General features: G+C 73.0%; 19 protein-coding genes and 1 tRNA gene. 10 read left to right on the top strand and 10 right to left on the bottom strand.

Annotated features, from left to right (window positions below):
* Positions 1-10 precede the first annotated feature (10 nt).
* Together ABME02_RS04605 and ABME02_RS04600 are read left to right on the top strand one after the other, a co-directional pair.
* Complete coding sequence (locus ABME02_RS04605) at positions 11-919, top strand: alpha/beta fold hydrolase (protein ID WP_353814103.1); 909 nt, start codon at positions 11-13, stop codon at positions 917-919.
* Positions 916-2,016 carry a glycosyltransferase family 4 protein gene (locus tag ABME02_RS04600; protein WP_353814102.1) on the top strand — a complete coding sequence of 367 codons (1,101 nt, stop codon included), beginning with the start codon at positions 916-918 and terminating at the stop codon, positions 2,014-2,016. Before ABME02_RS04605 ends, ABME02_RS04600 begins: the two co-directional genes overlap by 4 nt.
* Positions 2,017-2,045: 29 nt before the next feature.
* Here the strand turns inward: ABME02_RS04600 and ABME02_RS04595 are convergent, their stop codons facing one another.
* On the bottom strand, positions 2,046-2,825 hold the full coding sequence (locus ABME02_RS04595; protein ID WP_353814399.1) for a Sir2 family NAD-dependent protein deacetylase: 780 nt from the start codon (positions 2,823-2,825) through the stop codon (positions 2,046-2,048).
* Positions 2,826-2,979: 154 nt separating this feature from the next.
* Between ABME02_RS04595 and ABME02_RS04590 the strand changes: the two genes are divergently transcribed.
* Positions 2,980-3,777: a TrmH family RNA methyltransferase gene (locus ABME02_RS04590; RefSeq protein WP_353814101.1), complete on the top strand. Its 798-nt coding sequence runs from the start codon at positions 2,980-2,982 to the stop codon at positions 3,775-3,777.
* Between the two features lie 23 nt (positions 3,778-3,800).
* The gene (locus ABME02_RS04585; RefSeq protein ID WP_353814100.1) at positions 3,801-5,108 is read left to right on the top strand and encodes a D-alanyl-D-alanine carboxypeptidase family protein; all 1,308 of its coding nucleotides are present in this window, start codon (positions 3,801-3,803) and stop codon (positions 5,106-5,108) included.
* Between the two features lie 30 nt (positions 5,109-5,138).
* On the opposite strand, the gene ABME02_RS04580 is transcribed toward ABME02_RS04585, so the two are convergent.
* Positions 5,139-5,942 (bottom strand): SGNH/GDSL hydrolase family protein, encoded by an 804-nt coding sequence (locus ABME02_RS04580; protein ID WP_353814099.1) that lies wholly within the window; start codon positions 5,940-5,942, stop codon positions 5,139-5,141.
* 43 nt (positions 5,943-5,985) lie between these two features.
* On the bottom strand, positions 5,986-6,768 hold the full coding sequence (locus ABME02_RS04575) for a hypothetical protein (RefSeq protein ID WP_353814098.1): 783 nt from the start codon (positions 6,766-6,768) through the stop codon (positions 5,986-5,988).
* A 134-nt stretch (positions 6,769-6,902) separates the two neighbouring features.
* Between ABME02_RS04575 and ABME02_RS04570 the strand changes: the two genes are divergently transcribed.
* Genes ABME02_RS04570 through ABME02_RS04560 form a run of 3 tightly spaced genes read left to right on the top strand, consistent with a single transcriptional unit; the run spans position 6,903 to position 10,813 of the window.
* A complete protein-coding gene (locus ABME02_RS04570; protein ID WP_353814097.1) occupies positions 6,903-7,484 on the top strand; it encodes a TetR/AcrR family transcriptional regulator in 582 nt (193 codons plus the stop codon).
* Positions 7,485-7,536: 52 nt separating this feature from the next.
* The gene (locus ABME02_RS04565; RefSeq protein WP_353814096.1) at positions 7,537-9,369 is read left to right on the top strand and encodes a DEAD/DEAH box helicase; all 1,833 of its coding nucleotides are present in this window, start codon (positions 7,537-7,539) and stop codon (positions 9,367-9,369) included.
* 43 nt (positions 9,370-9,412) lie between these two features.
* Positions 9,413-10,813, top strand: a complete 1,401-nt coding sequence (locus tag ABME02_RS04560; protein WP_353814095.1) for an MFS transporter — start codon at positions 9,413-9,415, stop codon at positions 10,811-10,813.
* On the opposite strand, the gene ABME02_RS04555 is transcribed toward ABME02_RS04560, so the two are convergent.
* Entirely contained in the window at positions 10,759-11,994 is a 1,236-nt protein-coding gene (locus ABME02_RS04555; protein ID WP_353814094.1) for a trans-sulfuration enzyme family protein, read from the bottom strand. The two genes, ABME02_RS04560 and ABME02_RS04555, sit on opposite strands and share 55 nt — an antisense overlap.
* 108 nt (positions 11,995-12,102) lie before the next feature.
* Between ABME02_RS04555 and ABME02_RS04550 the strand changes: the two genes are divergently transcribed.
* Both ABME02_RS04550 and ABME02_RS04545 read left to right on the top strand, forming a co-directional pair.
* Positions 12,103-12,579 carry an Lrp/AsnC family transcriptional regulator gene (locus ABME02_RS04550; RefSeq protein ID WP_353814093.1) on the top strand — a complete coding sequence of 159 codons (477 nt, stop codon included), beginning with the start codon at positions 12,103-12,105 and terminating at the stop codon, positions 12,577-12,579.
* 193 nt (positions 12,580-12,772) lie between these two features.
* Positions 12,773-13,891, top strand: a complete 1,119-nt coding sequence (locus tag ABME02_RS04545) for a VIT1/CCC1 transporter family protein (RefSeq protein WP_353814092.1) — start codon at positions 12,773-12,775, stop codon at positions 13,889-13,891.
* Positions 13,892-13,900: 9 nt separating this feature from the next.
* On the opposite strand, the gene ABME02_RS04540 is transcribed toward ABME02_RS04545, so the two are convergent.
* Entirely contained in the window at positions 13,901-14,773 is an 873-nt protein-coding gene (locus ABME02_RS04540) for a DUF3097 domain-containing protein (protein WP_353814091.1), read from the bottom strand.
* A 58-nt stretch (positions 14,774-14,831) separates the two neighbouring features.
* Entirely contained in the window at positions 14,832-15,992 is a 1,161-nt protein-coding gene (locus ABME02_RS04535) for an MFS transporter (protein WP_353814090.1), read from the bottom strand.
* A gap of 196 nt (positions 15,993-16,188) precedes the next feature.
* Between ABME02_RS04535 and ABME02_RS04530 the strand changes: the two genes are divergently transcribed.
* Complete coding sequence (locus ABME02_RS04530; protein ID WP_353814089.1) at positions 16,189-17,247, top strand: DUF998 domain-containing protein; 1,059 nt, start codon at positions 16,189-16,191, stop codon at positions 17,245-17,247.
* Positions 17,248-17,280: 33 nt separating this feature from the next.
* Here ABME02_RS04530 and ABME02_RS04525 read toward each other — a convergent pair whose 3' ends face one another.
* The 4 genes from ABME02_RS04525 to ABME02_RS04510 form a co-directional block, all read right to left on the bottom strand.
* Entirely contained in the window at positions 17,281-20,796 is a 3,516-nt protein-coding gene (locus tag ABME02_RS04525; RefSeq protein WP_353814088.1) for an error-prone DNA polymerase, read from the bottom strand.
* A complete protein-coding gene (locus tag ABME02_RS04520) occupies positions 20,796-22,388 on the bottom strand; it encodes a DNA polymerase Y family protein (protein ID WP_353814087.1) in 1,593 nt (530 codons plus the stop codon). The genes ABME02_RS04525 and ABME02_RS04520 overlap by 1 nt, the downstream gene beginning before the upstream one ends.
* Positions 22,385-23,236, bottom strand: coding sequence for a DnaE2-dependent mutagenesis accessory factor ImuA' (gene imuA', locus ABME02_RS04515; RefSeq protein ID WP_353814086.1), 852 nt, complete (start codon positions 23,234-23,236; stop codon positions 22,385-22,387). The genes ABME02_RS04520 and imuA' overlap by 4 nt, the downstream gene beginning before the upstream one ends.
* 306 nt (positions 23,237-23,542) lie before the next feature.
* A tRNA-Leu gene (locus ABME02_RS04510) sits at positions 23,543-23,627 on the bottom strand.
* Positions 23,628-23,638: the final 11 nt, after the last annotated feature.

Raw genomic sequence — 23,638 nt, 5'->3', positions numbered from 1 at the left:
GATGCTGGGGATGATCGCCTCACCGTACGCCGTCGACCTCGAGCGGATCCCCGTCCGCGAGCACCGCGCCCTCGTCACGGGCAGCGAAACCGCCTGGTGGGAGTACGGACCGGAGGACGCCCCCGTCATCGTCGCCGTGCACGGCTTCCGGGGCGACCACCACGGCCTCGAGCCGATCGTGGCGAAGCTCCCCGGCTACCGGGTGATCATCCCCGACCTGCCCGGGTTCGGCGCATCCTCGACGTTCGCCGACCGACCCCACGACATCGACGCGTACGCCGACTGGCTGGTCGCGTTCATCGACGAGGTCGGCGTGGCGGATGCCGCGGCCGCTGGCGTCGAATGGACGCTGCTCGGCCACTCGTTCGGGTCGATCATCACGAGCGCCGCGGCGGCAGCCGGTCTCGTGCCAGACCGGCTCATCCTGCTGAACCCGATCGGCGCACCCGCCCTCGAGGGGCCGCGCGCGATCATGACGCGGCTCGCCGTCGCCTACTACCGCGCCGCCGCCGCGCTGCCCGATCGCGCGGGCTTCGCCCTGCTCCGCAACCGCGCCATCGTGCGGGTCATGAGCGTCACCATGGCGAAGACCCGAGACCCGCAGCTGCGCCGGTTCATCCACGACCAGCACGACCGGTACTTCTCCGCGTTCGACGACCGCGACGCCGTGCTCCAGGCGTTCGAGGCATCCGTCGGCCACGACGTGCGCGAGTACGCGCCGGCCATCGCGACGCCGACGCTGCTCGTCGTCGCCGAGGAGGACGACGTCACGCCGCTCGAGGCGCAGTACCGCCTGCGGCCGCTGTTCGAGGACGCGACGCTCGCCGTCATCCCCGATGTCGGGCACCTGATCCACTACGAGACGCCCGGCGAGGCGGCGGGCCACATCCGCGTCTTCGTCGAGGGTGAGCGGGCGTGAGGCTCGTCGTCGACTGCCGGTACGTCCGCGTCGACCACCACGACGGCATCAGCCGGTTCACCGCTGGCATCGTCGCCGAGCTCGCGAAGCGGCATCCGCTCACGATGCTCATCAGCGACCACCGCCAGCTCGACAAGCTGCCCGCCCTGCCGTGGGAGCTTGTCAGCGGCCCGACGAGCGTGCGCGAGCCGTGGGTCGCCCGCCAGGTGCGCAAGCTGCGGCCCGACGTCGTCTTCTCGCCCATGCAGACCATGGGCTCGTGGGGCCGCGACTACGGCCTCGTGCTCACCCTGCACGACCTCATCTACTACGAGAACCGGACCCCGCCTCGCGACCTTCCGGCCTTCGTGCGCGTACTGTGGCGCCTCTACCACCTGATGTGGTGGCCGCAGCGGATGCTGCTGAATCGCGCCGACGCCGTCGTCACCGTCTCCGAGACCAGCGCCGGCCTGATCCGGAAGCACCGCCTCACGAAGCGGCCGCTCACCGTCGTCCAGAATGCCGCCGACGAGATCGGCACGCCCGACCTGCCGCGGGCCCGTCCGGAGGGCGGCCGGCTCGTCTACATGGGCTCGTTCATGTCGTACAAGGGCGTCGAGACGCTCGTGCGGGCCGTCGCGCAGCTCCCCGACCACGAGCTGCACCTCATGAGCCGCGTGTCCGACGAGCAGCGGCGGCGCCTGACCCGCGTGGCGCCCGAGGCGCGCCTGGTCTTCCACGGCGGGGCCACCGACGAGGAGTACGCGGAGGTGCTCGCCGGCGCGACCGCGCTCGTGACGGCCTCCAAGGCGGAGGGCTTCGGGATCCCGCTCGTCGAGGCCATGCGCCTCGGCACGCCCGTCGTCGTCAGCGACATCCCGATCTTCCGCGAGATCGGCGGCGATGCGGCGACCTACTTCGCGGTCGACGACGCGGATGCCGCGGCCCGCGCGATCGCCGCGCTCGACGAGCCGGGGGAGTGGGAGCGGCGGTCGGCAGCATCCGTCGAGGTCGCACGCCGATTCACGTGGAGCGCATCGGCGGAGCGACTGCTCGAGGTGCTCGTCGAGGTCGGCGGGACCAATCGGCGTGCGGCGCACGCTCGCGGGCGGCGCTGAGGCACCGCGACCCGGGGCCCGGCTGCGTCTCAGGCGAGCGCGGCCGCGATCGCGGTGAGCGTCTCGGTCGCGCCCGCGTCGAGCTTCACCGTCGCACGGCTGTCGCCCTTGGTGATGCCGCGGTTGACGACCACGATCGGCACGCGCCGGCGGCGGGCGATCTCGAGCAGGCGCACCCCGGAGTTGACGACGAGCGACGAACCGGCCACGAGCAGCACGTCGGCCCGCTGCACGAGCGCCGCGGCCTGCCGGTACACCGGCGTCGGCACGAACTCGCCGAAGAACACCACGTCGGGTTTCAGCGTGCCGCCGCAGACGGTGCACGCGGGGATGACCATCGACTCGACGTCGTCGACCTCCACGTCGCCGTCGGGGGCGGGCCGGATCGCGACGTCGAGGTCGATGTGCGGGTTCAGGTCGGCGAGGCGGTCGGCGATGGACTGCCGCGCGAACACCTGGCCGCACGACAGGCAGACCACGCGGTCGGACGCGCCGTGCAGCTCGACCACGTGGGAGCTCCCCGCGCGCCGGTGCAGCCCGTCGACGTTCTGCGTCACGACCCCGGAGACGACGCCCGCCTCCTCGAGCCGGGCGAGGGCCCGATGCCCGTCGTTCGGCTGCGCCGTGCCGAAGGTGCGCCAGCCGAGGTGGCTGCCGGCCCAGTAGCGCTTGCGCGCCGTCTCGGAGGCCACGAACGTCTGCATCGTCATCGGCGTGCGCACCGGCGCACCCTGGCCCCGGTAGTCGGGGATGCCCGAGTCGGTGCTGACGCCGGCGCCCGTCAGCACGGCGACCCGCGACCCGTGCATGAGGCGGATCGCCTCGTCGAGCAGCACGTCGGACGGCGCCGGTGCCTCGAGCCCAGTGACCACGCGCGTCTCCCTTCGACGGTGCTGCGATTCTAGACATGCGGCTTTACCGGAATGTTTCCGGATGACGCGGACCGACCCGGGAAGGACCCCCATGCGCATCGAACACGTCACCGACGCGGCATCCGACGCCGTCGCCGACTACGCCCGCCTCACCGACGTCGCGCTCCGGAGCATCACCGAGCCCGAGCGGGGCGTGTTCATCGCCGAGTCCGCCAAGGTCATCCGGCGCGCCATCGCGGCCGGCTGCACGCCGCGCTCCGTGCTCATGGAGGAGAAGTGGCTCGCCGACCTCGAACCGCACCTGGCGCCGTTCGACATCCCCGTGCACCTCGCCGACCCCGCGGGGCTCGAGGCCATCACCGGGTACCGGGTGCACCGGGGCGCGCTCGCCGCGTTCGAGCGGCCCGAGCTGCCCGACCCGGCGGACCTCCTCGGGGACGCCCGGCGGGTCGTCATCCTCGAGGACATCGTCGACCACACGAACGTCGGCGCGATCCTGCGGTCGGTCGCGGCCCTCGGTGCGGACGCCGTGCTCGTGACGCCGCGGTGCGCCGACCCGCTCTACCGGCGGAGCGTGCGCGTGAGCATGGGCACGGTCTTCCAGGTGCCCTGGACTCGGCTGCCCGAATGGGCCGAGGCGCGCGAGCTCCTCACGGCGCAGGGGTTCCGGGTCGCGGCCCTCGCCCTCGCCGACGACGCCGTCACGCTCCGGGAACTCGCGGCCGACCCGCCGGAGCGGCTCGCGCTCGTGCTCGGCGCCGAGGGCGACGGCCTCTCGCGTCAGGCGCTCGCCGCCGCCGACACGATCGTCACGATCCCGATGGCGCACGACGTCGACTCGCTGAACGTCGCGGCCGCGGCCGCCGTGGCGCTGTACGCACTCGCATAGGCCGGCTGGGTATCCTGCAACGGATGTCTCGCACGCTCGACCCGGCCCCGCCCACTCCGACCCGACCCTCGAAACCGTCGGCCGCGGTGTACCGACGTCGACGGATCGTCGCGGTCGCCGTCCTCGCGGTCCTCCTCGGCCTGTTCGTCAGCGGCGGGATCTACACCTCGTCGGCGCTCGGAGCGCCGATCCCGGTCGCCGAGCCCGCGATCGACGACCCGGCGCCCGTCGTCGCCGAGGCGCAGGCCGTCGACCAGCCCGGGTTCGGCACGTGGGCGGTCGGCGCGGTCGGCTTCGACGGACTCGTGGCCGCGGGCGACGAGGACGCGTCGATGCCGATGGCGAGCATCGCGAAGGTCATCACCGCGCTCGTCGTGCTCGAGGAGCACCCGATCCCCGAGGGCGAGGGCGGCCCGCAGATCGCCTACACCGACGCCGACATCGACATCTACTGGGACATGGTCGCCCAGAACGGCTCGGTCGCGCCCGTCGTCGCGGGCTCCGAGCTCTCTCTGAAGGAGAGCCTCGAGGCGATGATGCTGCCGTCGGGCAACAACTACAGCATCTCGATCGCGAACTGGGCGTTCGGCTCGGTCGACGCCTACGTCGGGCGGGCGACCGCCTGGCTCGACGAGCACGGCCTGACCGAGACCCGTGTCGTCGACACGAGCGGGCTCTCCCTCGACGACGTCAGCACCGCCGCCGATCTCGTCAGGCTCGGCGAGATCGCCCTCGAGAACCCGATGCTCGCCGAGATCGTCGCAACGCAGTCGGTCGACATCCCCGAACTCGGCACGATCGAGAACTCCAACCGCCTGCTCGGCACGCACGGGATCGACGGCATCAAGACGGGCACGACGGATGACGCGGCGAACCTGCTGTTCTCCGCCGACGTCGCCGTCGGCAAGGCATCCGTCACCCTCGTCGGCGTGGTGCTCGGCGGCGACACGCACGCGATCGTGCGCGAGGCCGTCGCCGGGCTCGTCGACTCGATCGGACCAGGGTTCCACGAGGTCGTCGCCCTCGAGGCCGGCCGGCCGCTGGCCGCCTACGCGACGCCGTGGGGCGACTCGGCCGAGGCGAGGGCGAGCGAGGGCGCGACCGTCGTCGTGTGGTCGGACACGCCAGTCGACGTCGCCGTCGAGGCCGACGCGCTCCGGCTCGTCGGCGACGGCGAGGAGGTCGGCGTCGCGACCGTCACGGCCGGCTCGCAGGTGATCGAGGTGCCGCTCGTGGTCGACGGCACGCTCAGCGACCCCGGCGCCTGGTGGCGCCTGTCGAACCCGGGCGCGCTCGACGAGGGCGTCGTCGCCGAGCCGCCCGCCGGCTGAGCCCGCCGCGGCCGGGCCGGCTCGCCGGGCTCAGTCGCCCGGCGTCGCCTCCGGACGCGATGCATACGGGCCGGCCGCCGGTCGCTTCGGTGTCACGAGGTCGCCCGACGACTGGTGCCGGATGCGACGGATCACCCACGGCACGAGGTACTCGCGCGCCCACGAGAGGTCCTCGGTGCGCGCCTCGCGCCACGACCGCTCGGGCAGCGGCTCGGGCTTCATCGGCTCGAGGTCGTTCTCGACGTTGAGCGCCTGCAGCACCATCCGGGCGACGGTGTGGTGGCCGAGCGCGTTCAGGTGCAGGCGGTCGCGGTCCCACATGCGCTGGTCCTGGATCTCCGCGAGCGCCCACTGGTCGGCCACGAGGCAGTCGTGCTTCTGCGCGATCGCGCGAAGGTTCTCGTTGTAGATCGCGACCTTGCCGCGGATGCCGCGGAACACGGGGGAGAAGCCGACGTCGACGCCGGTGAAGATCACGATCGTCGCCCGGTCGCGTGCGAGGCGCTCGATCGCGTACTCGAAGCGGGCGGAGATCTCGTCCGGGTCCGTCCGAGGACGGATGACGTCGTTGCCGCCGGCCGAGATCGTGATGAGGTCGGGCCGCAGCTCGACCGCGGGCTCGACCTGCTCGTCGATGATCTGCTGGATGAGCCGGCCCCGGATCGCGAGGTTCGCGTAGGCGAAGTCGTCGGCGCCCTGCGAGAGCACCTCGGCGACACGGTCGGCCCAGCCGCGGTGGCCGCCGGGGACGCCGGGCTCGGGGTCGCCGATGCCCTCCGTGAACGAGTCGCCGATCGCGACATATCTCGACCAGGGATGCTGCTGGGTGACCATCCTCCCATTCTGCACGTGCGCCGACCGGCGATCGCTCGGGCGCTCATCCACGCGATGGTCGTGCGGGTGTCGCCCCATCGACCGTGGGCCGAGCGGGCGAGTGCCGCGATCGGTCGAGTGCGTAGAGCACCGGCCTCGGCGCGACTCGACTGTCGGCGAACGTCCGCAGAACGAAGCTCCGGAAGCTGCGTCGGGTGACGAGTGCGGGAATGATGTCCCGGTAGTGGTCCCACCGGCAATGGTTCACGAGCGTGAAGTTCGCCCCGTCGACCGGCTCCAGGACGGTCGAGTTGTCGAGGGCGGTCTCGTCCTGGAACCAGCCCGCCGTGTACTGCCAGGCGTGCAGGTTGCCGGCGACGTCGTCCGCGGTGAAGTAGTTGAACAGGAACACCCCGGGCCGCTCGTGGTCCACCGGGTTGATCCGGCGCACGTTCCTCGCGGCGAACGTCAACCGAGTCGGGAACGCCTCGCCGAGCGCGGCGACGGCGGGGTGGGCGGCGAGCGCAGCGGCGTCATCGACGGAGCCGCTCTCCACGAGAAGCACGGCGTCGTACACGGCCTGATCCGAGTACTGCCCCTCGAACCCGCGACTGGCTCCGGGCGGCACCAGCGTCGCGCGGAACACGTCGGCGCGTCGCACGCGATCGTCGGTGGCGAACAGCGCTCGCAGCTCGTGCAATCGGGCCAGGGCCGCCAGACGTCGCTTCGAGGGCAGTGCCGGCGGGATCGGCCATCGGCCGGAGCTGATCCCGACATACAGGAAGCCGTTCGCGGATGGCTCGACCAGGCGAGCAGTCGTCCAGGATGTGGGGATCTCAGCGGTCATCGTGGGTACCTCTCCGTCTTCGGTAGGGCTCAAGCGTGGATGCGTCGGCCGACTCGCTGCAACTGCGTTGAAATTCGGGGACTGGTCGTGCTCCACGGCCGGGCGGGGGTCGAGCGCACAGTACGGTGGATCCGATGAATAGATCGAGGGGGCGCCCGATCGGGGGCGGTCCGAGCCGACGCGAGCGCATCCTGAGCGAAGCGCGTACCGCGTTCCTCGATCGGGGGTACCACGGGGCGACGATGCGGGCGATCGCCACCGCATCAGATGTCGATGTCGCTCTCGTCAGCTACTACTTCGGTTCGAAGCGCGACCTGTTCGCCGCTGCGCTCGCGCTCGAACTCCGACCTGCGCGCGTCGTACGAGGCGTGGCTGGCCACGACCCGGCTCGGATCGCCGATCGTCTCCTTCGCGCGGTGCTGCTGACGTGGGAGAACCCCGCGTTGAGTTCGTCGATGCGGACGTTCATCGAATCCGCGATGACGGATCCGGAGCTCCTGCGCTCGTTCCGCGAGTACATCGAACACGAGGTCGTGGATGCACTGGCCGACCACCTTCCCGACGATCGCGCCCGCACTCGAGCCCACGCCGCGGTGCAGGTCGTCATCGGGCTGATCTTCAGCCGGTACATCCTGAGGCTCGAACCGTTCGCCCGAGTCCCACCGCGCGAGGCGTATCGGATCCTGCGCCCGGTGATGGCGGCCGCTGTGGCCTGACGGCCCGCGGACGCGACATCCGTGTCGGTCGACTCGACTACAGTGCTGCAGAGTGAGTAACGCGACCCCCACCGGCAGCCACCTGCCCGGCACCTCGGCCGCCGAACACCTCTCACCCTCGTTCCCGGCCCGCGCGCCGTGGGGAACCGCGTCGAAGCTCCGCGCCTGGCAGGCCGAGGCGCTCGAGCAGTACTTCGCCTCCGAGCCGCGCGACTTCCTCGCCGCCGCGACGCCGGGCGCCGGCAAGACGACCTTCGCCCTCCGCCTCGCCGCCGAACTGCGCGCCCGGCGCACGGTCGACCGCATCACGGTCGTCGCCCCCACCGACCACCTGAAGCGCCAGTGGGCGGATGCCGCGGCGCGAGTCGGCATCCGGCTCGACCCCGGCTTCCGGAACGCCCACGGGCGATCGGCCCGGCACTTCCACGGCGTCGCAGTCACGTACGCGCAGGTCGCCGTGCGCCCGGCGCTGCACCGGGAGCTCACCATGTCGGGGCGATCGCTCGTGATCCTGGACGAGGTGCACCACGGCGGCGACACGCTCTCGTGGGGCGACGCGATCCGCGAGGCCTTCGAGCCCGCGACGCGACGGCTCTCGCTCACGGGCACGCCGTTCCGCAGCGACACCGCGCCCATCCCGTTCGTCGACTACGTGCCCGACGAGCAGGGCGTGCGCCTCTCCCGGACCGACTACGACTACGGGTACGGCCGGGCCCTCCAGGACGGCGTCGTCCGACCCGTGCTGTTCATGGTCTACGCGGGCAGCATGCGCTGGCGCACGAAGGCCGGCGACGAGATGGAGGCGCGCCTCGGCGAGGACGCGACGAAGGACATCCACTCGGCGGCCTGGCGCACCGCGCTCGAGCCGACGGGGGAGTGGATCCCATCGGTCCTGCAGGCCGCCGACCGGCGGCTCACCGAGGTACGCCACGCGATTCCCGACGCCGGCGGCCTCGTGATCGCGACCGACCAGTCGACCGCGCGCGCCTACGCCGAGATCCTCGAGCGCGTGTGCGGCGAGAAGGTCACCGTCGTGCTCTCCGACGAGAAGGAGGCCTCGAGCCGCATCGAGGAGTTCTCGGAGGGCACGAGCCGCTGGATGGTCGCCGTGCGCATGGTGTCCGAGGGCGTCGACGTGCCGCGCCTCGCGGTCGGCGTCTATGCGACCAGCTCGTCGACGCCGCTGTTCTTCGCGCAGGCCATCGGGCGCTTCGTGCGGGCCCGCCGACGCGGCGAGACGGCGTCGGTGTTCCTCCCGAACGTGCCCGTGCTGATGTCGCTCGCCGGCGAGCTCGAGCGCCAGCGCGACCACGCCCTCGACCGACGGAGCGGCGACGGCGACGACGACCCCGGCCTCGAGGACGGGCTGCTCGAGGCCGCCAACCGCGAGGAGAAGGGGTCCGACGAGCTCCAGGACGAGTTCACCTGGCAGGCCCTCGGCTCCGACGCGACCTTCGATCGCGTCGTGTACGACGGCACCGACTTCGGCACGTTCGCCGAGCCCGGCAGCGACGAGGAGCTCGACTTCATCGGCATCCCCGGCATCCTCGAGCCCGAGCAGGTCCACGAGCTGCTCCGCCATCGCCAGGCGCGCCAGGCCCGCCGCGCATCGGACCGGCGCAAGCACGCGCTCGCCGCGGGCGAAGCGGACGGCACCGACGGCGAGGAGCGCGCCGAGCCCGTCGCGCTGTACCGCACGCTCAAGGAGCAGCGTTCGCTGCTCAACAGCCTCGTCGGGCTCTACGCCCGCCAGACGGGGCAGGCGCACTCGCTCGTGCACGCCGAGCTGCGGCGAGCGTGCGGCGGCCCCGAGGTCGCCCACGCCACCGTGACGCAGTTGCAGTCGCGCATCGAGATGCTGCGGAAGCGGCTCTCCGGACGCTGACCGGCCGCCGACGTCGACGGAGGCCGGGCGTAGCATGGCGCGCATGGACCGACGCACGCGCGTGCTCGTCATCGCGATCGTCGTCGCGTTCATCGCGTTCCTCGACGGCGCTGTCATCAACATCGCGCTGCCCGCCATCGAGGCCGACCTCGGCGGCGGGCTCACCCTCCAACAATGGGCCGTGGACGCGTACCTGCTCACGCTCGGCTCGCTGATCCTGCTGGCGGGGTCGCTCTCGGATTCCTTCGGTCGGCTGCGGATCCTGCGGATCGGGCTCTACGGCTTCGGCGTCACCTCGGTCGCGTGCGCGATCGCGATGGACGGCACGGTGCTCATCGTGGCGCGCGCGCTCCAGGGTGCCGCCGGCGCGCTGCTCGTCCCGAGCTCGCTCGCCCTCATCATCGCCAACTTCTCCTCCGACGAGCAGGGCCGGGCGATCGGCCGATGGACGGCGTGGACCACGAGCGCGTTCCTGGTCGGTCCGATCCTCGGCGGCGCGTTCGTCGACCTCGTGTCCTGGCGACTCGTCTTCGCGATCAACGTGCTGCCGATCGCCGTCGCCCTGATCATGATGCGCCCGCTCGGCCGCGATGAGCCGAACCCGGATCGCGCGCGCGTCGACTGGCTCGGTGCGGCCCTCGGCGTCGTCGGCCTCGGCGGCCTGGTCTTCGCACTCATCGAGCAGGGCCGCCTCGGCTGGGCCGACCCCCTGGTCTTCGTCCCGGCGGCGGCGGGCGTCGTCGCGCTCGTCGCGTTCGTGACGTGGGAGCGGCGCGCGCCCACGCCGATGCTGCCGCTGTCGCTGTTCCGGGCGCGCAACTTCGCCGCGGGCAACCTCGCCACCTGGTTCATCTACGCCGCGTTCATGCTGGGCCTGTTCGCGCTGCCGATCTTCCTGCAGGAGGTCGGCGGATTCCCGGCGACGCTGGCCGGACTCGCCACCTTGCCGCCGATGGTGCTGCTCGTGCTCCTCGGCTCCTGGTTCGGCACGCTCGGCGGGAAGTTCGGTCCGCGGTTCTTCATGACGGCGGGACCGATCGTCGTCGGCGTCGGCTATCTGCTGACGGTGGTCGTCGACGTGCCCGTGCAGTACTGGTGGCAGGTCTTCCCGGGCATGGTGGTGGTCGGCCTCGGGATGGCGATGACCGTCGCGCCGCTGACCTCCGCGATCCTCGGGGCCGTCGACCCGTCGCGAGCCGGGATCGGCTCAGCGGTGAACAACGCCGTCGCCCGGATCGCGGGTCTCGTCTCAGTCGCGTCGATCGGCGTCATCGTCGCGGGCGACCTCGACGTCGACGGCTACCGCCGCACGGCGGTCGTGATCGCGGCGCTCCTCGTCGTCGGCGGCCTGGTGTCGTGGATCGGGATCCGGAACCCGGGTGCGCCCGATCAGCCCAGCGCGTCGGCCGACGCGGCGAGCTCGGACGAGCGTCCGAGGTCCTGAGCGTCCGCCGCAGCGTCGAGCGCGGCCATCAGGTCGGCGGTCAGGTCGTCGACGTGCTCGAGCCCGATCGAGAGCCGCACGACGCCGCCGTCGGGCTTGGCGTGGGCGGCGACGGGTCGGTGCGTGAGTGATGCGGGGTGCTGCACGAGCGAGTCGACGCCGCCCAGCGAGACGGCGTGCGTCACGAGCCGGCATGCCTCGGTGAACCGGCAGGCCGCGTCGTAGCCGCCCGCGAGTTCGATCGCGATGATCGACCCGGCGCCGGCGAGCTGGCGGCCGATCAGGCCCTGCGGGTCCTGGCCGGGGAGGCCGGGGTAGCGCACGCGCGCGACGGCGGGGTGCGCCTCGAGACGACGTGCGAGTTCGCCGGCCGTCTCCTGCTGCGCCCGGACGCGGATCGGAAGGGTGCGGATGCCGCGGTGCAGGAGGTATGCGCCCATCGGGTGCAGGAGGCCGCCCGTGAGCGCGCGAACACGACGGAGACGCTCGACCCACTCGGTCGGGCCGGCGACGACGCCGCCCATCGCGTCCCCGTGCCCGCCGAGGTACTTCGTCGCGCTGTGCAGTACGAGCGTCGCTCCGTGCTCGAGCGGACGCTGCAGGACCGGGGTCGCGAACGTGTTGTCGACCAGGAGCGGCACGCGGCCCGCGGCATCCGCCACCCGTCGGAGGTCGAGCAGTTCGAGCGTCGGGTTCGCCGGGGTCTCGACGATCACGAGGCCGGTGTCGGGGCGGATGGCCGCGGCGATGCCGTCGACGTCGGTCCAGGTGACGCTCGTGCCGAGCAGCCCGCTCTCGAGGACGTGGTCGCTTCCGCCGTAGAGCGGTCGCACGGCGACGACGTGGGGCGTGCCGGCCGTCGTCGCGGCGATGAGCGTCGCGGCGAGCGCGGCCATGCCGCTCGCGAACGCGACCGAGCCGTCGGCCCCCTCGAGGTCGGCGAGCGCGGTCTCGAAGCGGGCGACCCCGGGCTGCCAGAGTCGCTGGTAGACCGCCGAGCGACCCTCGGTGAGGCAGCCGCCGGTCGCGAGCTCCTCGTAGGACATTCCGCCGTTCTCGACGTCGCCGAGCGGGTTCGTCGTGGAAAGATCGATGGTGGGAACGTGGGAACCCTCCTCGCCCACCCCTTCCATTCCAGCGTGGACGGCACGGGTCTCGAGGTTCGACGACGGTGTCAGCATGCGAGCAGATTACAGAATCTGTCACTCATTCGGGTGTCTTGCGAAGAAGCTTGCAAAAGCGAGAGAATCGGCGAAGAAGGTTCGTGCTCGACCGAGAGGATCTCGACCATGGTGCAGAAAGCGGAACTCGACCGAGTCGATCGGGCGCTGCTCACCGCCCTCTCGAAGAACGCGCGCGCGTCGGGCGCGGCCCTCGCCGCCGAGGTCGGCGTGGCCGAGTCCACGGTGTCGCTGCGACTGCGCCGGCTGCAGAGCCTCGGCACCATCCGCGGCTACCGGGTCGACGTCGACCTCGTCTCACTCGGCGTGTCGTTGCAGGCGCTCATCGCGATCCGGCTGGTCAAGCACGACCGCAGCGAGATCGACGCCTTCCGCAACGCGGTGCCGCACCTGCCCGGCGTGATCGGCGTGTTCCACATGGCCGGCGCCGAGGACTACCTGCTCCACGTCGCCGCCCGCGACGCGGAGGAGCTGCGCGAGTTCGTGCTCGCCCACCTCACGGGTCACCCGGCCGTCGCCCACACCGAGACGAACCTCATCTTCGAGCACGCCGAGGGCGACGGCTGGCAGAAGCTCGTCGGCTGAGCTCGCGTCGCCGTCGCCGTCGCCGTTCGGCGGTCCGAAATGCTGCCAATCCGGTCCCGCGGCACGACCCCGGGGCATCCGCGCCGCTAGCCTTTCGCACGACCCACTCCGGGTCGAGACACGCGACGACGCAGGCGCCCGACACCGCCGACGCACCGCGGCACGGGGTCTGCGAACCGATGGAGCACACACCATGACCGCCGAAGACGCAGCGCGCCAGCCCGACGGGGAGCCACGAGGGACCGCGGCCGACCGCGACCGATGGCGGCGGTACCTCGCCGACGAGCGCGCCGAGGCCGCCGTGTACCGCGAACTCGCGGCGCGACGCGACGGCGAGGAGCGCGAGATCCTGCTCGCCCTCGCCGCCGCCGAGGGACGCCACGAGGCGCACTGGCTGCGGCTCCTCGGCGGCGACGAGACGGGTGTGCCGCGCGCCGACATCCGCACCCGGATGCTCGGCGCGCTCGCCCGCCGGTTCGGATCCATCTTCGTGCTCGCGCTCGCGCAGCGCGCGGAGGCCCGATCGCCCTACTCGACCGACCCGCACGCGACCGCGGCGATGGCCGCCGACGAGCGCATCCACGGCGAGGTCGTGCGGGGTCTCGCCGCGCGGGGCCGCCGACGCCTTGCCGGCACGTTCCGGGCGGCCGTGTTCGGCGCGAACGACGGGCTCGTCTCCAACCTCGCCCTGGTCCTCGGCATCGGGGCGACCGGGGTCCCCGCGCCTGTCGTGCTCTTCACGGGCATCGCCGGCCTCCTCGCCGGCGCACTGTCGATGGGTGCGGGCGAGTACGTCTCGGTCCGTTCGCAGCGCGAGCTGCTCGAGGCGTCCGCTCCCGACCCCGGCGCGCGCGACGCGCTCGGCGACCTCGACCTCGATGCGAACGAGCTCGCGCTCGTCTACCGGGCGAGGGGGATGGCCCAGGACGAGGCCGTCGACCAGGCGGCACTCGTGCTCGCGCGCGTGCAGGCCGCCGAGCGACAGCCGGCGCCCACCGATGCGATCGGCACGATGGAACACGACGACGAGGCCGTCGGCACCGGCATGAGCGCGGCGATCTCGAGCTTCCTGTTCTTCGCGTCGGGCGCGCTCATCCCCGTGGTCCCGTGGATGCTCGGGATGTCCGGACTCGCCGCCACCATCACGGCGACCGTGCTCGTGAGCATCGCGCTGCTGCTGACGGGAGCGACCGTCGGCCTGCTCTCCGGGGCGCCGCCGCTGCGGCGGGCGATGCGCCAGCTCGCGATCGGCCTGGGCGCGGCCGCCGTCACGTATGTGCTCGGCCTCGCGTTCGGCGCCACCATCGCGTAGCGACGGTGGTCAGCCCTCCGGGGCGGTGACGAAGTCGATGAGCTCCTCGACGCGGCCGAGGAGGGCGGGCTCCAGGTCGCCGTAGCCGCGCACCCGTCCGAGGATGCGCTGCCACGCCCGGGCGATGTCGGACTGGTCCTCGTGCGGCCAGCCGAACGCCGCGCAGACGCCGTGCTTCCACGACGTCCCGCGGGGGATGACGGGCCACGCCTCGCGCCCGACCCGGGCGGGCTTCACACCCTGCCAGACGTCGATGAACGGATGACCCACCACGAGCACGTGACCGCGATGGCGCCCGCGCATGACGGCGTCGGCGATGCGCTGCTCCTTCGACCCGGCGACCAGGTGGTCGACGAGCACGCCGACGCGCCGACGCGGTCCGGGCTCGAACTCGTCGAGGATCGCCGCCAGGTCGTCGATGCCCTCGAGGTACTCGACGACGACGCCCTCGACCCGCAGGTCGGCGCCCCAGATCTTCTCGACGAGCTCGGCGTCGTGCCGGCCCTCGACGAAGATGCGGCTCGGCAGGGCCACCTTCGCCGGCCGGCCGGGCTCGACGGCGAACGACCCGGACGCCGTGCGGACTCGCCCCTGCGGCGCGGTCGCCTTCGGCGCGATGAGCCGCACGGGTTCGCCGTCGACGAGGAAGCCGTGGCCGAGCGGGAACATGCGCGTGCGGCCATGGCGGTCTTCGAGGGTCACCGTCTGCTTCTCGACGCCGACCACGGCTCCGCAGTACCCGTCGGCCGCGAGTTCGACCACCAGGTCGCGCGTCGCCGGGACCTCCGGGATCGCGCGCCGTCCGGCGGCACGCCAGTCACCGGCGAGCACGTCCTGGCCGTAGCGATCGGGGCTGAATCGGTCGTTCGAGGCTGGGGGCACCCGGCGAGGCTAGCGAATCGATCGCGACCACCCGGCTCGACACGACGGGGATCGCCACTCACGTGCGTGCCGGGGACCGCCGTACGAGGCCCGCCGTCCACGCCGCGCCCGCGAACGCGATGGCCGCGGCGAGCGCGAACGCCCACGGGATGCCGAACGGCGCCGCGACGAGACCGAGGGCGATGGGACCGATTCCGAGGCCGAGGTCGAGCGCGGCGCTGGCGGTGCCCGACGCGATGCCGCGTTCGGACGGGGTGGCGGTGGCGAAGACCGCGGCGAAGAAGGCTGGCGTCGTGAAGGTGATGCCGACTCCCATGAAGACGACGGCGACGAGCAGCCCGACCCAGTCCTGCCATGCGGCCGCGATGACGAGGCCGATCCCGATGACGACGAGCGATGCGGCGGCGAGCGGGAGCGACGGGAGTCGATCGGGGACCCGGGCGAACGCGATCCGGCACACGACGACGACGGCGCCGTAGGCGAAGAGGGCGATGCTCGGCGAGGCGAGGTCGATGCGCTCGGCCCAGAGCGTCGCGAATGCGATGAAGCCGCCGACCGCGGCGAGCGAGCTGAGGAAGCCGATCGAGATCGGGATCGCCGGACGGTGGACGATCCGCAGTCGACCGCCGATCTCGGGCGCTGCGGTCCGCGTCTCGCCCACGAGGAATGCGAGCCCCACCGACAGCACGGCGAGGCCGGCGCCCCCGAGCCACACGGCGCGGAACCCCCCGGCATCCAGCAGCACCTGGCCGACGAGCGGTCCGAACGCGATGCCGAGGTAGAGCCCGAGCGAGTTGTACGAGAGCGCCTCGCCGATGCGCGAGGCGGGCGCGAGGTCGGCGAGCGCGGCGAACACCGACACGAAGAAGGCCGCCTCGGCGACTCCGGCGAGCAGCCGGAGGACGATGATGACGGCGAGGTCCTGCGTCACCGTGAGCAGGAGCAGGGATGCGGCCGCCAGCAGCGCTCCACCCACCAGCATCGGCCGGCGGCCGAAGCGGTCGGACGCACGGCCCGCGAACGGTCGCAGCACGAGTGCGGAGACCGCGAAGACGCCCACCGCGAGCCCCGCGGAGGCCTCGTCGCCCCCGACGGGCCCGGTGACGTAGAGCGGGAGGGCGAAGAGCGTGAGCCCGGTCGCCGTGAAGTACGCCAACTCGGCGACGGCGAGCAGGATGAAGGGCCGCGTGAAGAGCGGTTCCCGCGTCGTTCCGTCCATGCGGCGACCTCCTCGCGTCGCGTGCGCGTCGCGCGTCCGGGTCGTGGCCAGCGTATCGCCGCCTGCGCGCCGCCGCAGCAGGCCGGTCGTCGCCGCCCGGCGGGCCGACGCGGTACGGTGGCGCTCGGGGACCAGGCGGCCCGCGCCCCATTCGATCCGGCGGCTCGTGGCGAGGCCCCGCAGAAGGGAGGGAACCGTGTCGACCGACCGCCAGGCGACCTGGGAGCGGATCCTGGACTCCGAGCGTTCGCTCGAGTCGCTTGCGCTCGTGGCGGGCGCGGTGTCGTTCATCGCCGTGGGACTGATCGCGATCCCGGTGTTCCGCCTGGGCGATGCTCCGATCTCCGGCCCCGGCTCGATCGGGGAGTACGCGGCGGTGGCGAGCGCCGTCGTCGCGTTCGTCGTGTTCGTCCTCGGCCGGTTCAGCATGACTGCGCGCGAGGGCGACCGGATGGGGGTGCTGGACGTGCTCGACGTCGTGGCGCTCGCCATCGCCCATGGCGTGATCGCCCTCCTCACGTGGACGCTGCTCGCGGTGATCCTCGAGCGCGCGTTCATCGATGCGCCGGTCTTCGCCATCCCGCTGCTCGTGATCGCGGGATCCGCCGGGGCGGTCACCGCGTACGTGGTCTTCTCGTCGGCGACGCACCTCGACCTCCTGCTGCTCGCCATCGTCCTCGCGGTCTTCCTCGTCGAGGGGATGCTCGCGAGCATGCTGACCGCGTCCGATCCCTACTGGTGGGCGGAGCACCTGAGCGCGCTCGGGATGACGAACGACCTCTCCGCGCGGGCGTTCAACCTGACGCTCATCGTGGCCGGGTTCATCGTGACCACGCTCGCGCGGTGGGCCACGTCGACCGTCTCGACGTCCCATCCGCACGGCCGTCGCAACGTCCTCGTCTGCCTCGTGCTCATCGGGGTCTTGCTGGCGGGCGTCGGGATCTTCCCGGTCGACACGCATTTCTGGATCCACACTGCCGCGGCGTCGGGCATGGCGGTGACGTTCTTCGTCCTCGTCGTCGCGCTCCGGCGCTGGGTCCCCGGCACCTCGCGGACGTTCCTCGTCGTGGGGTGGGCGTTCATGGCCGTGATCCTCCTGCTCGCCGTGTACTTCGCCGTCGGCCTGTACACGCTGACCGCGGTCGAGCTGGTGGCCGGCATCCTCGTCTTCACGTGGATCATCCTGCTCATCCGCAACGTCGCGGCCGTGGGGCTGGATGCGGGGCGGACCGCGCGGCCGGAGGGGGCGTCGTAGGGAGGCTCGCGGCGCGCGCGGGTGGTGCGCCGCTCACCGGAAGTCGCGGGACCGGTTGGTGGTCGACACGGTCAGCGGCTCGAACCGGTCCGCGACGAGGTTGACCACGCCCTCGCGCGAGCGCTCCAGGATCCCGCGGACCACCATCGCCGGCGCCTCGCGGGCGATCCGGCGGTACCGCGACCACACTCCCACGCTCGCGATCACGTTGAGCGTGCCCGATTCGTCCTCGAGGTTCATGAACGTGATGCCGCTCGCGGTCGCCGGCCGCTGCCGGTGCGTGACGACCCCGCCGACCTCGATGCGACGCCCCGACTCCGCCCCGCGCAGCCGGTCGATGCGCACCACTCCGCGCGCGTCCAGGCGGTCCCGCACGTGCCGGATCGGGTGGTCGTCGGGGGAGATGCCCGTCGCCCACAGGTCGTAGACGACCTGCTCGGCGTCGTTCAGCATCGGCAGCAGCGGCGGCTGCACCACCACCACCGCGCCGGGCAGGTAGTCCGCCCGGTCCTGCGCCGCCTCGCCCGCGAGCCAGAGCGCCTGCCGCGGTCGCAGGTCGAAGCACTCGAACGCGCCGGCGGCCGCGAGCGCCTCGAGCTGGGTCGCATCGAGGTCGGCTCGGCGCGACAGGTCGGCCATGTCGCGGTAGGGTCCGTGCGCATCGCGTTCGGCGATGATCCGCTCGGCGACCTTCGCGCCGATCGAGGTGACGTCGGCGAGCCCCAGGCGCACCGCGAACGCGCCGTCGCGTCGGTGCTCGGCCGAGCGGTCCGGCGCCTCGCGGTCGAAGGGCCCGACGGGCGGCTGGGCGGCATCGGCGCAGCCCGGGCTGCCGGTGGGGCGACGGATGCCGCGCGCCCCCGCCGCGGCATCCGTCGCCGTCTCTTCGGGGCCCGATGCGCCGTTCGCCGCCGGCCCTGCAGCATCCGTCGCGGTCTCGAGCGCCTCGAGCCCCGCGTGCACGCCCGAGCGCGCGAGGTCGGGCCGCAGCAGCTCGACGCCGTGCCGCCGCGCGTCGGCGGTGAGCGTGTGGGGCGAGTAGAAGCCCATCGGCTGGGCGCGCAGCAGCGCGGCGAGGAATGCCGCCGGGTAGTGCAGCTTCAGCCACGAGCTCGCGTAGACGAGCAGCCCGAAGCTGATGGCGTGGCTCTCGGCGAAGCCGAAGTTCGCGAACGCCTCGATCTTCTCGTAGATGGCGTCGGCGGTCTCCGGGTCGATGCCGTTGCGCTCCATGCCCGCGTAGAGCTTCGCGCGCAGCCGCTCGATCTTCTCGACGCCGCGCTTGGAGCCCATCGCCCGACGCAGCAGGTCGGCGTCGGCCGCGTCGCAGTCACCCACCGCGACGGCCATCTGCATGAGCTGCTCCTGGAAGAGCGGCACCCCGAGCGTGCGGCGGAGCACCGGTTCGAGCTTCGGATGCAGGTAGGCGACTTGCTCCTCTCCCGTGCGGCGCCGGATGTACGGGTGCACCGCGCCGCCCTGCACCGGGCCGGGTCGGATGAGCGCGATCTCGACGACGAGGTCGTAGAAGCAGCGGGGCTGCAGCCGGGGGAGCGTGCCCATCTGCGCGCGCGACTCGACCTGGAACACCCCGATGGAGTCGGCCCGGCACAGCATGTCGTAGACCGCGGGCTCCTCCTTCGGGATCGTCGCGAGCTCCCACTCCTCGCCCGTGTGCTCGCGCACGAGGTCGAACGTGTACTGCAGCGCGGCCAGCATGCCGAGCCCGAGCAGGTCGAACTTCACGAGGCCCATCCAGGCGCAGTCGTCCTTGTCCCACTGCAGGACGGTCCGGTTCTCCATGCGGGCGTGCTCGATGGGGCACACCTCGCCGACGGGCCGGTCGGTGAGCACCATGCCGCCCGAGTGGATGCCGAGGTGCCGGGGGAAGGTCAGCAGCTGCTCGGCGAGCTCGACGACCGGCTCGGGGATGTCGTGCTCGTCGGTCTCGACCACCGAACCCCAGCGCTCGACCTGGCGCGACCACGCATCCTGCTGCCCGGTCGAGTAGCCGAGCGCCTTCGCCATGTCGCGCACCGCGCCCTTCGGCCGGTAGCTGATCACGTTCGCGACCTGCGCGGCGTTGTGCCGGCCGTACCTGCCGTAGACGTACTGGATGATCTCCTCGCGCCGGTCGGAGTCGAAGTCGACGTCGATGTCGGGCTCCTCGTCGCGCAGCGACGACAGGAACCGCTCGAACGGCAGCTCGTAGTAGATCGAGTCGACCCCGGTGATGTCGAGCACGTAGCAGACCGCCGAGTTCGCCGCCGACCCGCGGCCCTGGCAGAGGATGCCGCGGCGGCGCGCCTCCTGCACGAGGTCGTGCACGATGAGGAAGTACCCCGGGAAGTCCTTCTGCTCGATCACGTCGAGCTCCTTCGCGAGGCGCTCGCGCACGTGGTCGGGCACGCCCGGGTAGCGCCGCTCGGCCCCCCGCCAGGCGAGCTCGCGCAGCCACGACATGGGCGTGTGGCCCTCGGGCACCTCCTGCCGCGGCAGGCGCGGACGCGCGCTCCGCAGCCGGAACGACAGGTCGCGCGCGAGCGTCACCGAGTGCTCGACGGCGCCGCCGTACCGGCCGAAGCGGGCGAGCATCTCGGCGCCCGAGCGCAGGTGCAGCCCGTCGGTCGCGGGCAGCCAGCCGTCGAGCTCGTCCAGGCTGCGCCGGGCACGCACCGCCGCGAGCGCCGACGCCAGCCGGTGCTCGCCGGGCGTGGCGTAGTGCACCGCGTTCGTCGCGAGCACGGGCACGCGCGCGCGGGCGGCGAGGGCCGCGAGCGCATCGTTGCGCACCTGGTCGAGCGGGTCGCCGTGGTCGGTGAGCTCGACGACGACGTGGTCGCGGCCGAACAGCGCGACGAGCCGGTCGAGCTCGCGCCATGCGGCATCCGCCCCGCCCTCGCCCGCGAGCGCCCGGCGCACCGCGCCCTTGCGACACCCCGTCGAGACGACCCAGTGCCCGTCGGCGCGCGCCGCCAGGTCGTCGAGGTCGTAGACCGGACGGCCCTTCTCGCCGCCCGCGAGCTGGCCGGCGGTGATCGCCGACGCGAGCCGGTGGTACCCCTCCTCGCGCGCGGCGAGCACGAGGAGGTGGTCGCCCTCGGGGTCGGCGGCGCCCATCTGCGGCTCGCTGAGCCCGAACGAGAGCTCGGCGCCGTACACGGTCTCGAGCTCCGGGTACGCCTCGGCGGCCTCGGCGAAGCGCACGATGCCGTAGAAGCCGTCGTGGTCGGTGATCGCGATGCCGGTGAGCCCCAGCCGGTGCGCCTCCTCGACGAGCTTCTCGGGACCCGACGCCCCGTCGAGGAAGCTGAACGTCGAGTGCGCGTGCAGCTCGGCGTACGGCACGACCGGTCCGGCCGCCGGCTCGGCAGTCGGCTCGCCGGCCTCCGGCGGGCGGTACGGATGCCGCTTCCGGCTCCAGGCCGGGCTGTCGCCGCCGTCGCCCAGCACCGTCGAGCGCCCCGTCGTCGCACCGCCCGGACGTTGCCGGTCGGAGAGCCGCCGCTCGAGCTCGGACCACGGGATCTCGGGGTTGTTCCAGCCCATCAGTCGTACCTCGCCTCGGCCCACCAGCCCTCGGCGTCGCGGACGAGCAGCCACGCGCAGCCGTCGTGGTCGACCACCTGGAAGCGGTGCACTCGGCGGGCGCGCTCCGCGTCCCACCAGCGCTCCACGACCGGCCACGGGCCAGCCCAGGCGCGCACGGGCGCCGCCCGGCCCCCCATGACGGCGAACGTCTCCGGCGCCGCTGAGATGGCCCCGCGCGCATCGACCGAGACGGCGGCGCCGGCACCGTCGACGAGCGAGACGGCCTGCCGGTCGCGGAACACGCTCGCGGGCGCGAGCGCGGGCAGGCTCCCCGGCCACGGGGCGGCGGCCGCGGTGCGCTCGGGCGCGCGATCACCCCAGGGCACGAGCACTTGGCGGTCGGCGAGCATGCGTCCGCCGCCGATCGCCGCCGTGACCACGCCCTCGTGCCCGAGCATGCCCTGCACGCGCGTGAGCCCGTGGTGCACGCGCTCGTCGGGCCCGCCGCCCCACAAGCCCTCCTCGTGGTTGCCGGTCGAGTCGACGCGTTCGGGCACGATCCGCAGGCGCACGATCGCGGACTCGAGTCCCGCATCGGCCGTGCCCGCACCCTGCAGCTGCCAGCGCACCCGGTCGACCACGTCGGCCGGCGTGAACCAGTGCGGGTGCAGCCAGCTGCGGCTCGAGTGGCCGCCGCGCTCGTCGTCGAGTTCCACGCGGATGCCGGTGCACACGAGCCGCACGGCGCGCATCCGCTCGATGAACTCCTCGGCCCCCACCCGGAACGCGAACGCGAGCTGGTCGACCCGCTCGAGCGGCGGCTCGAAGTGCTGCTCCACCTCGAAGTCGGGCGGGGGAGTCCGCGGCGCCACGAGCGACCGTTCGCGCCCGGCGGCCCGATCGTGGGCGAACGCGCCGGCCGCGCCGAATCGCCGCCGCACGTCGTCGTCGGGCAGCGCCGCGAACTCGTCGAGCGTGCGGACGCCCAGCCGGTGCAGCAGGGTCGTGGTGCGCGCGTCAGCCACGAGCGAGACCGGCAGCGGCGCGAGGAAGGCGGCCGACTCGCCCGGCGGCACGGCGAGCATCTCGCCGGGTGTCCGCGCGCCGCCCGCAGCGCGCGGAGCGCCCGCGACCGGTGCGGCGCCCGCGGCCCGCGCCGCCTGCTCGGCTGCGAACGGCCCGTCGGCGATGCCCACGCGCGGGCCCGCGACGCCGAGGGCCGCGGCGGCCTCGAGGAGCGCTCGCGCCGCGGCATCCTCACCGCCGTAGTACCTGACCGGACCGCGCGCCCGCATCGCCAACGTGCCGGGCCGCAGCACCTGCACGCCCGGGACGATCGCCTCGACGCCGCGCACGATCGGCTCGAACGCGCGGTGGTCGAGCGCCGCGTCGTACTCCAGCACCGTGAGCGCGGTCGAGCGGTACTGCGCCTCGCGCAGCCGCAGCCCGCGCGTGACCCCGTCGCGCCGCGCCGCGGGCGAGCACGAGTGCACGAGCCCCTTCTCGGTGAGGGCGACGGGCAGCGCGGGATCGATGCCGTGCTCGCGGCACGCGGCGAGCACCGGCCAGTCGGGGCACCACAGCACGATGGTGCGCACGCCCGTGCTCACGAGGCCCTCGCCGCGTAGTCGGGTCGGTGCGCCGTGCCGTGAGCGGATGCCGCGACCGCCGCTGCGACCGCTGGCTCGACCTCGTCGCGCTCGGGTGCGTCGGCCGGCTCACTGCCGCTCCCGGCCCCGACGGCGCGGAGCGCGGACGACGCGCCCGTCTCGTCGATCGCGGCGAACCCGAGGTCGCCCGCCGGAAGCCGCAGTCGCCGCCGAGCGCCTCGGCCGACCTCGCCGCGCCCCGTGACCCGGACGACGACCTCGCGCTCGGCGAGATGCCCGTGCCCGCGCTCGAGGCCGCTCCAGTCGCTCCGCTCCAGCTCGAGCCGGGCATCGCTGCCCGGCCAGTCGCCGTCGACGAGCAGCAGCGCGCCGCGCTGTCGCAGCCGGGCCGCGAACCGCGAGGCCTCGGCCGGGGCGAGCCGCCCGGCGGGTCGCACGGCGACCACGGGGATCACGTCGGCGAGCGCCGCGGCGACCGTCAGCCACTGCCGCCCGGGGGCGGGCACGAGCACGAGCCGCTCCAGGTCGATGCCGAACCGCGCCGCCGCCTCGACGCCGAACTCCGGGATGCCCGAGACCGCGACCCAGCGCCCGCTCCGCGACGGCCCGGCGAGGGCGGCCATGAGCAGGGTGATCGAGCCCTCGACCTGGACGACCGCACCCTCGCGGAGCGCGCCGCCCGGCAGCACGCTCGCGAGTGCCGGGTGGGTGGGCACGGCTCGCGTGTCGAGCCGTGTCGCCTGCATGCCGCGGATGCGCGCCTGCAGCTCCTCGACCCGCTCGAGCCGTGCGGCGGGCGCCGGCTCGGGGGCGATCGCACCGTCGGGCGCGGGTCGGGGAGCGGTCATCGTCACCCCTCAATGTTCGAACACATGTTCGAATGAGGCAAGTCGCGGATGCCACCCGTCCATGCCCCCGAGCGGGGGTCGCGTCGGCCACTGGCGCGCGATGCGACCAGTCCCGACTTCAGGAACGCGCGGGCGGAGGGCGGCGTTCCCGGGGCGAAACGCCGGGCCCACCGCATCGACGCGCGACTCGTTTCCGAGTTGTGGACCACACGGCGTCGTGCGAGACGCATTTTGGATGCTGCACGGGGCAGTCCGCGTTAAACACGAGAAGGCCGGATCCGAAGATCCGGCCTTCTCGACAACGCGTGCGCGAGGGGGGACTTGAACCCCCACGCCCTATCCGGGCACTAGCACCTCAAGCTAGCGCGTCTGCCAATTCCGCCACCCGCGCGTTGCCTCGGC

It is taken from the genome of Agromyces zhanjiangensis (genome assembly GCF_040496055.1).
Taxonomy (GTDB): Bacteria; Actinomycetota; Actinomycetes; order Actinomycetales; family Microbacteriaceae; genus Agromyces; species Agromyces zhanjiangensis.
The sequence above is the reverse complement of the archived record's forward strand: the minus strand, read 5'-3'. Positions and strand labels throughout refer to the sequence as shown.

What these genes read in the sequence shown, in the direction of transcription:
- imuA' (WP_353814086.1), bottom strand. Translation starts at nt 23,236, where the DNA reads ATGACCGCTCCCCGACCCGCGCCCGACGGTGCGATCGCCCCCGAGCCG.
- ABME02_RS04525 (WP_353814088.1), bottom strand. Translation starts at nt 20,796, where the DNA reads ATGGGCTGGAACAACCCCGAGATCCCGTGGTCCGAGCTCGAGCGGCGG.
- ABME02_RS04550 (WP_353814093.1), top strand. Translation starts at nt 12,103, where the DNA reads ATGGTGCAGAAAGCGGAACTCGACCGAGTCGATCGGGCGCTGCTCACC.
- ABME02_RS04570 (WP_353814097.1), top strand. Translation starts at nt 6,903, where the DNA reads ATGAATAGATCGAGGGGGCGCCCGATCGGGGGCGGTCCGAGCCGACGC.
- ABME02_RS04605 (WP_353814103.1), top strand. Translation starts at nt 11, where the DNA reads ATGATCGCCTCACCGTACGCCGTCGACCTCGAGCGGATCCCCGTCCGC.
- ABME02_RS04535 (WP_353814090.1), bottom strand. Translation starts at nt 15,992, where the DNA reads ATGGACGGAACGACGCGGGAACCGCTCTTCACGCGGCCCTTCATCCTG.
- ABME02_RS04595 (WP_353814399.1), bottom strand. Translation starts at nt 2,825, where the DNA reads ATGCACGGGTCGCGGGTCGCCGTGCTGACGGGCGCCGGCGTCAGCACC.
- ABME02_RS04555 (WP_353814094.1), bottom strand. Translation starts at nt 11,994, where the DNA reads ATGCTGACACCGTCGTCGAACCTCGAGACCCGTGCCGTCCACGCTGGA.
- ABME02_RS04590 (WP_353814101.1), top strand. Translation starts at nt 2,980, where the DNA reads ATGCGCATCGAACACGTCACCGACGCGGCATCCGACGCCGTCGCCGAC.
- ABME02_RS04585 (WP_353814100.1), top strand. Translation starts at nt 3,801, where the DNA reads ATGTCTCGCACGCTCGACCCGGCCCCGCCCACTCCGACCCGACCCTCG.
- ABME02_RS04580 (WP_353814099.1), bottom strand. Translation starts at nt 5,942, where the DNA reads ATGGTCACCCAGCAGCATCCCTGGTCGAGATATGTCGCGATCGGCGAC.
- ABME02_RS04545 (WP_353814092.1), top strand. Translation starts at nt 12,773, where the DNA reads ATGACCGCCGAAGACGCAGCGCGCCAGCCCGACGGGGAGCCACGAGGG.
- ABME02_RS04575 (WP_353814098.1), bottom strand. Translation starts at nt 6,768, where the DNA reads ATGACCGCTGAGATCCCCACATCCTGGACGACTGCTCGCCTGGTCGAG.
- ABME02_RS04560 (WP_353814095.1), top strand. Translation starts at nt 9,413, where the DNA reads ATGGACCGACGCACGCGCGTGCTCGTCATCGCGATCGTCGTCGCGTTC.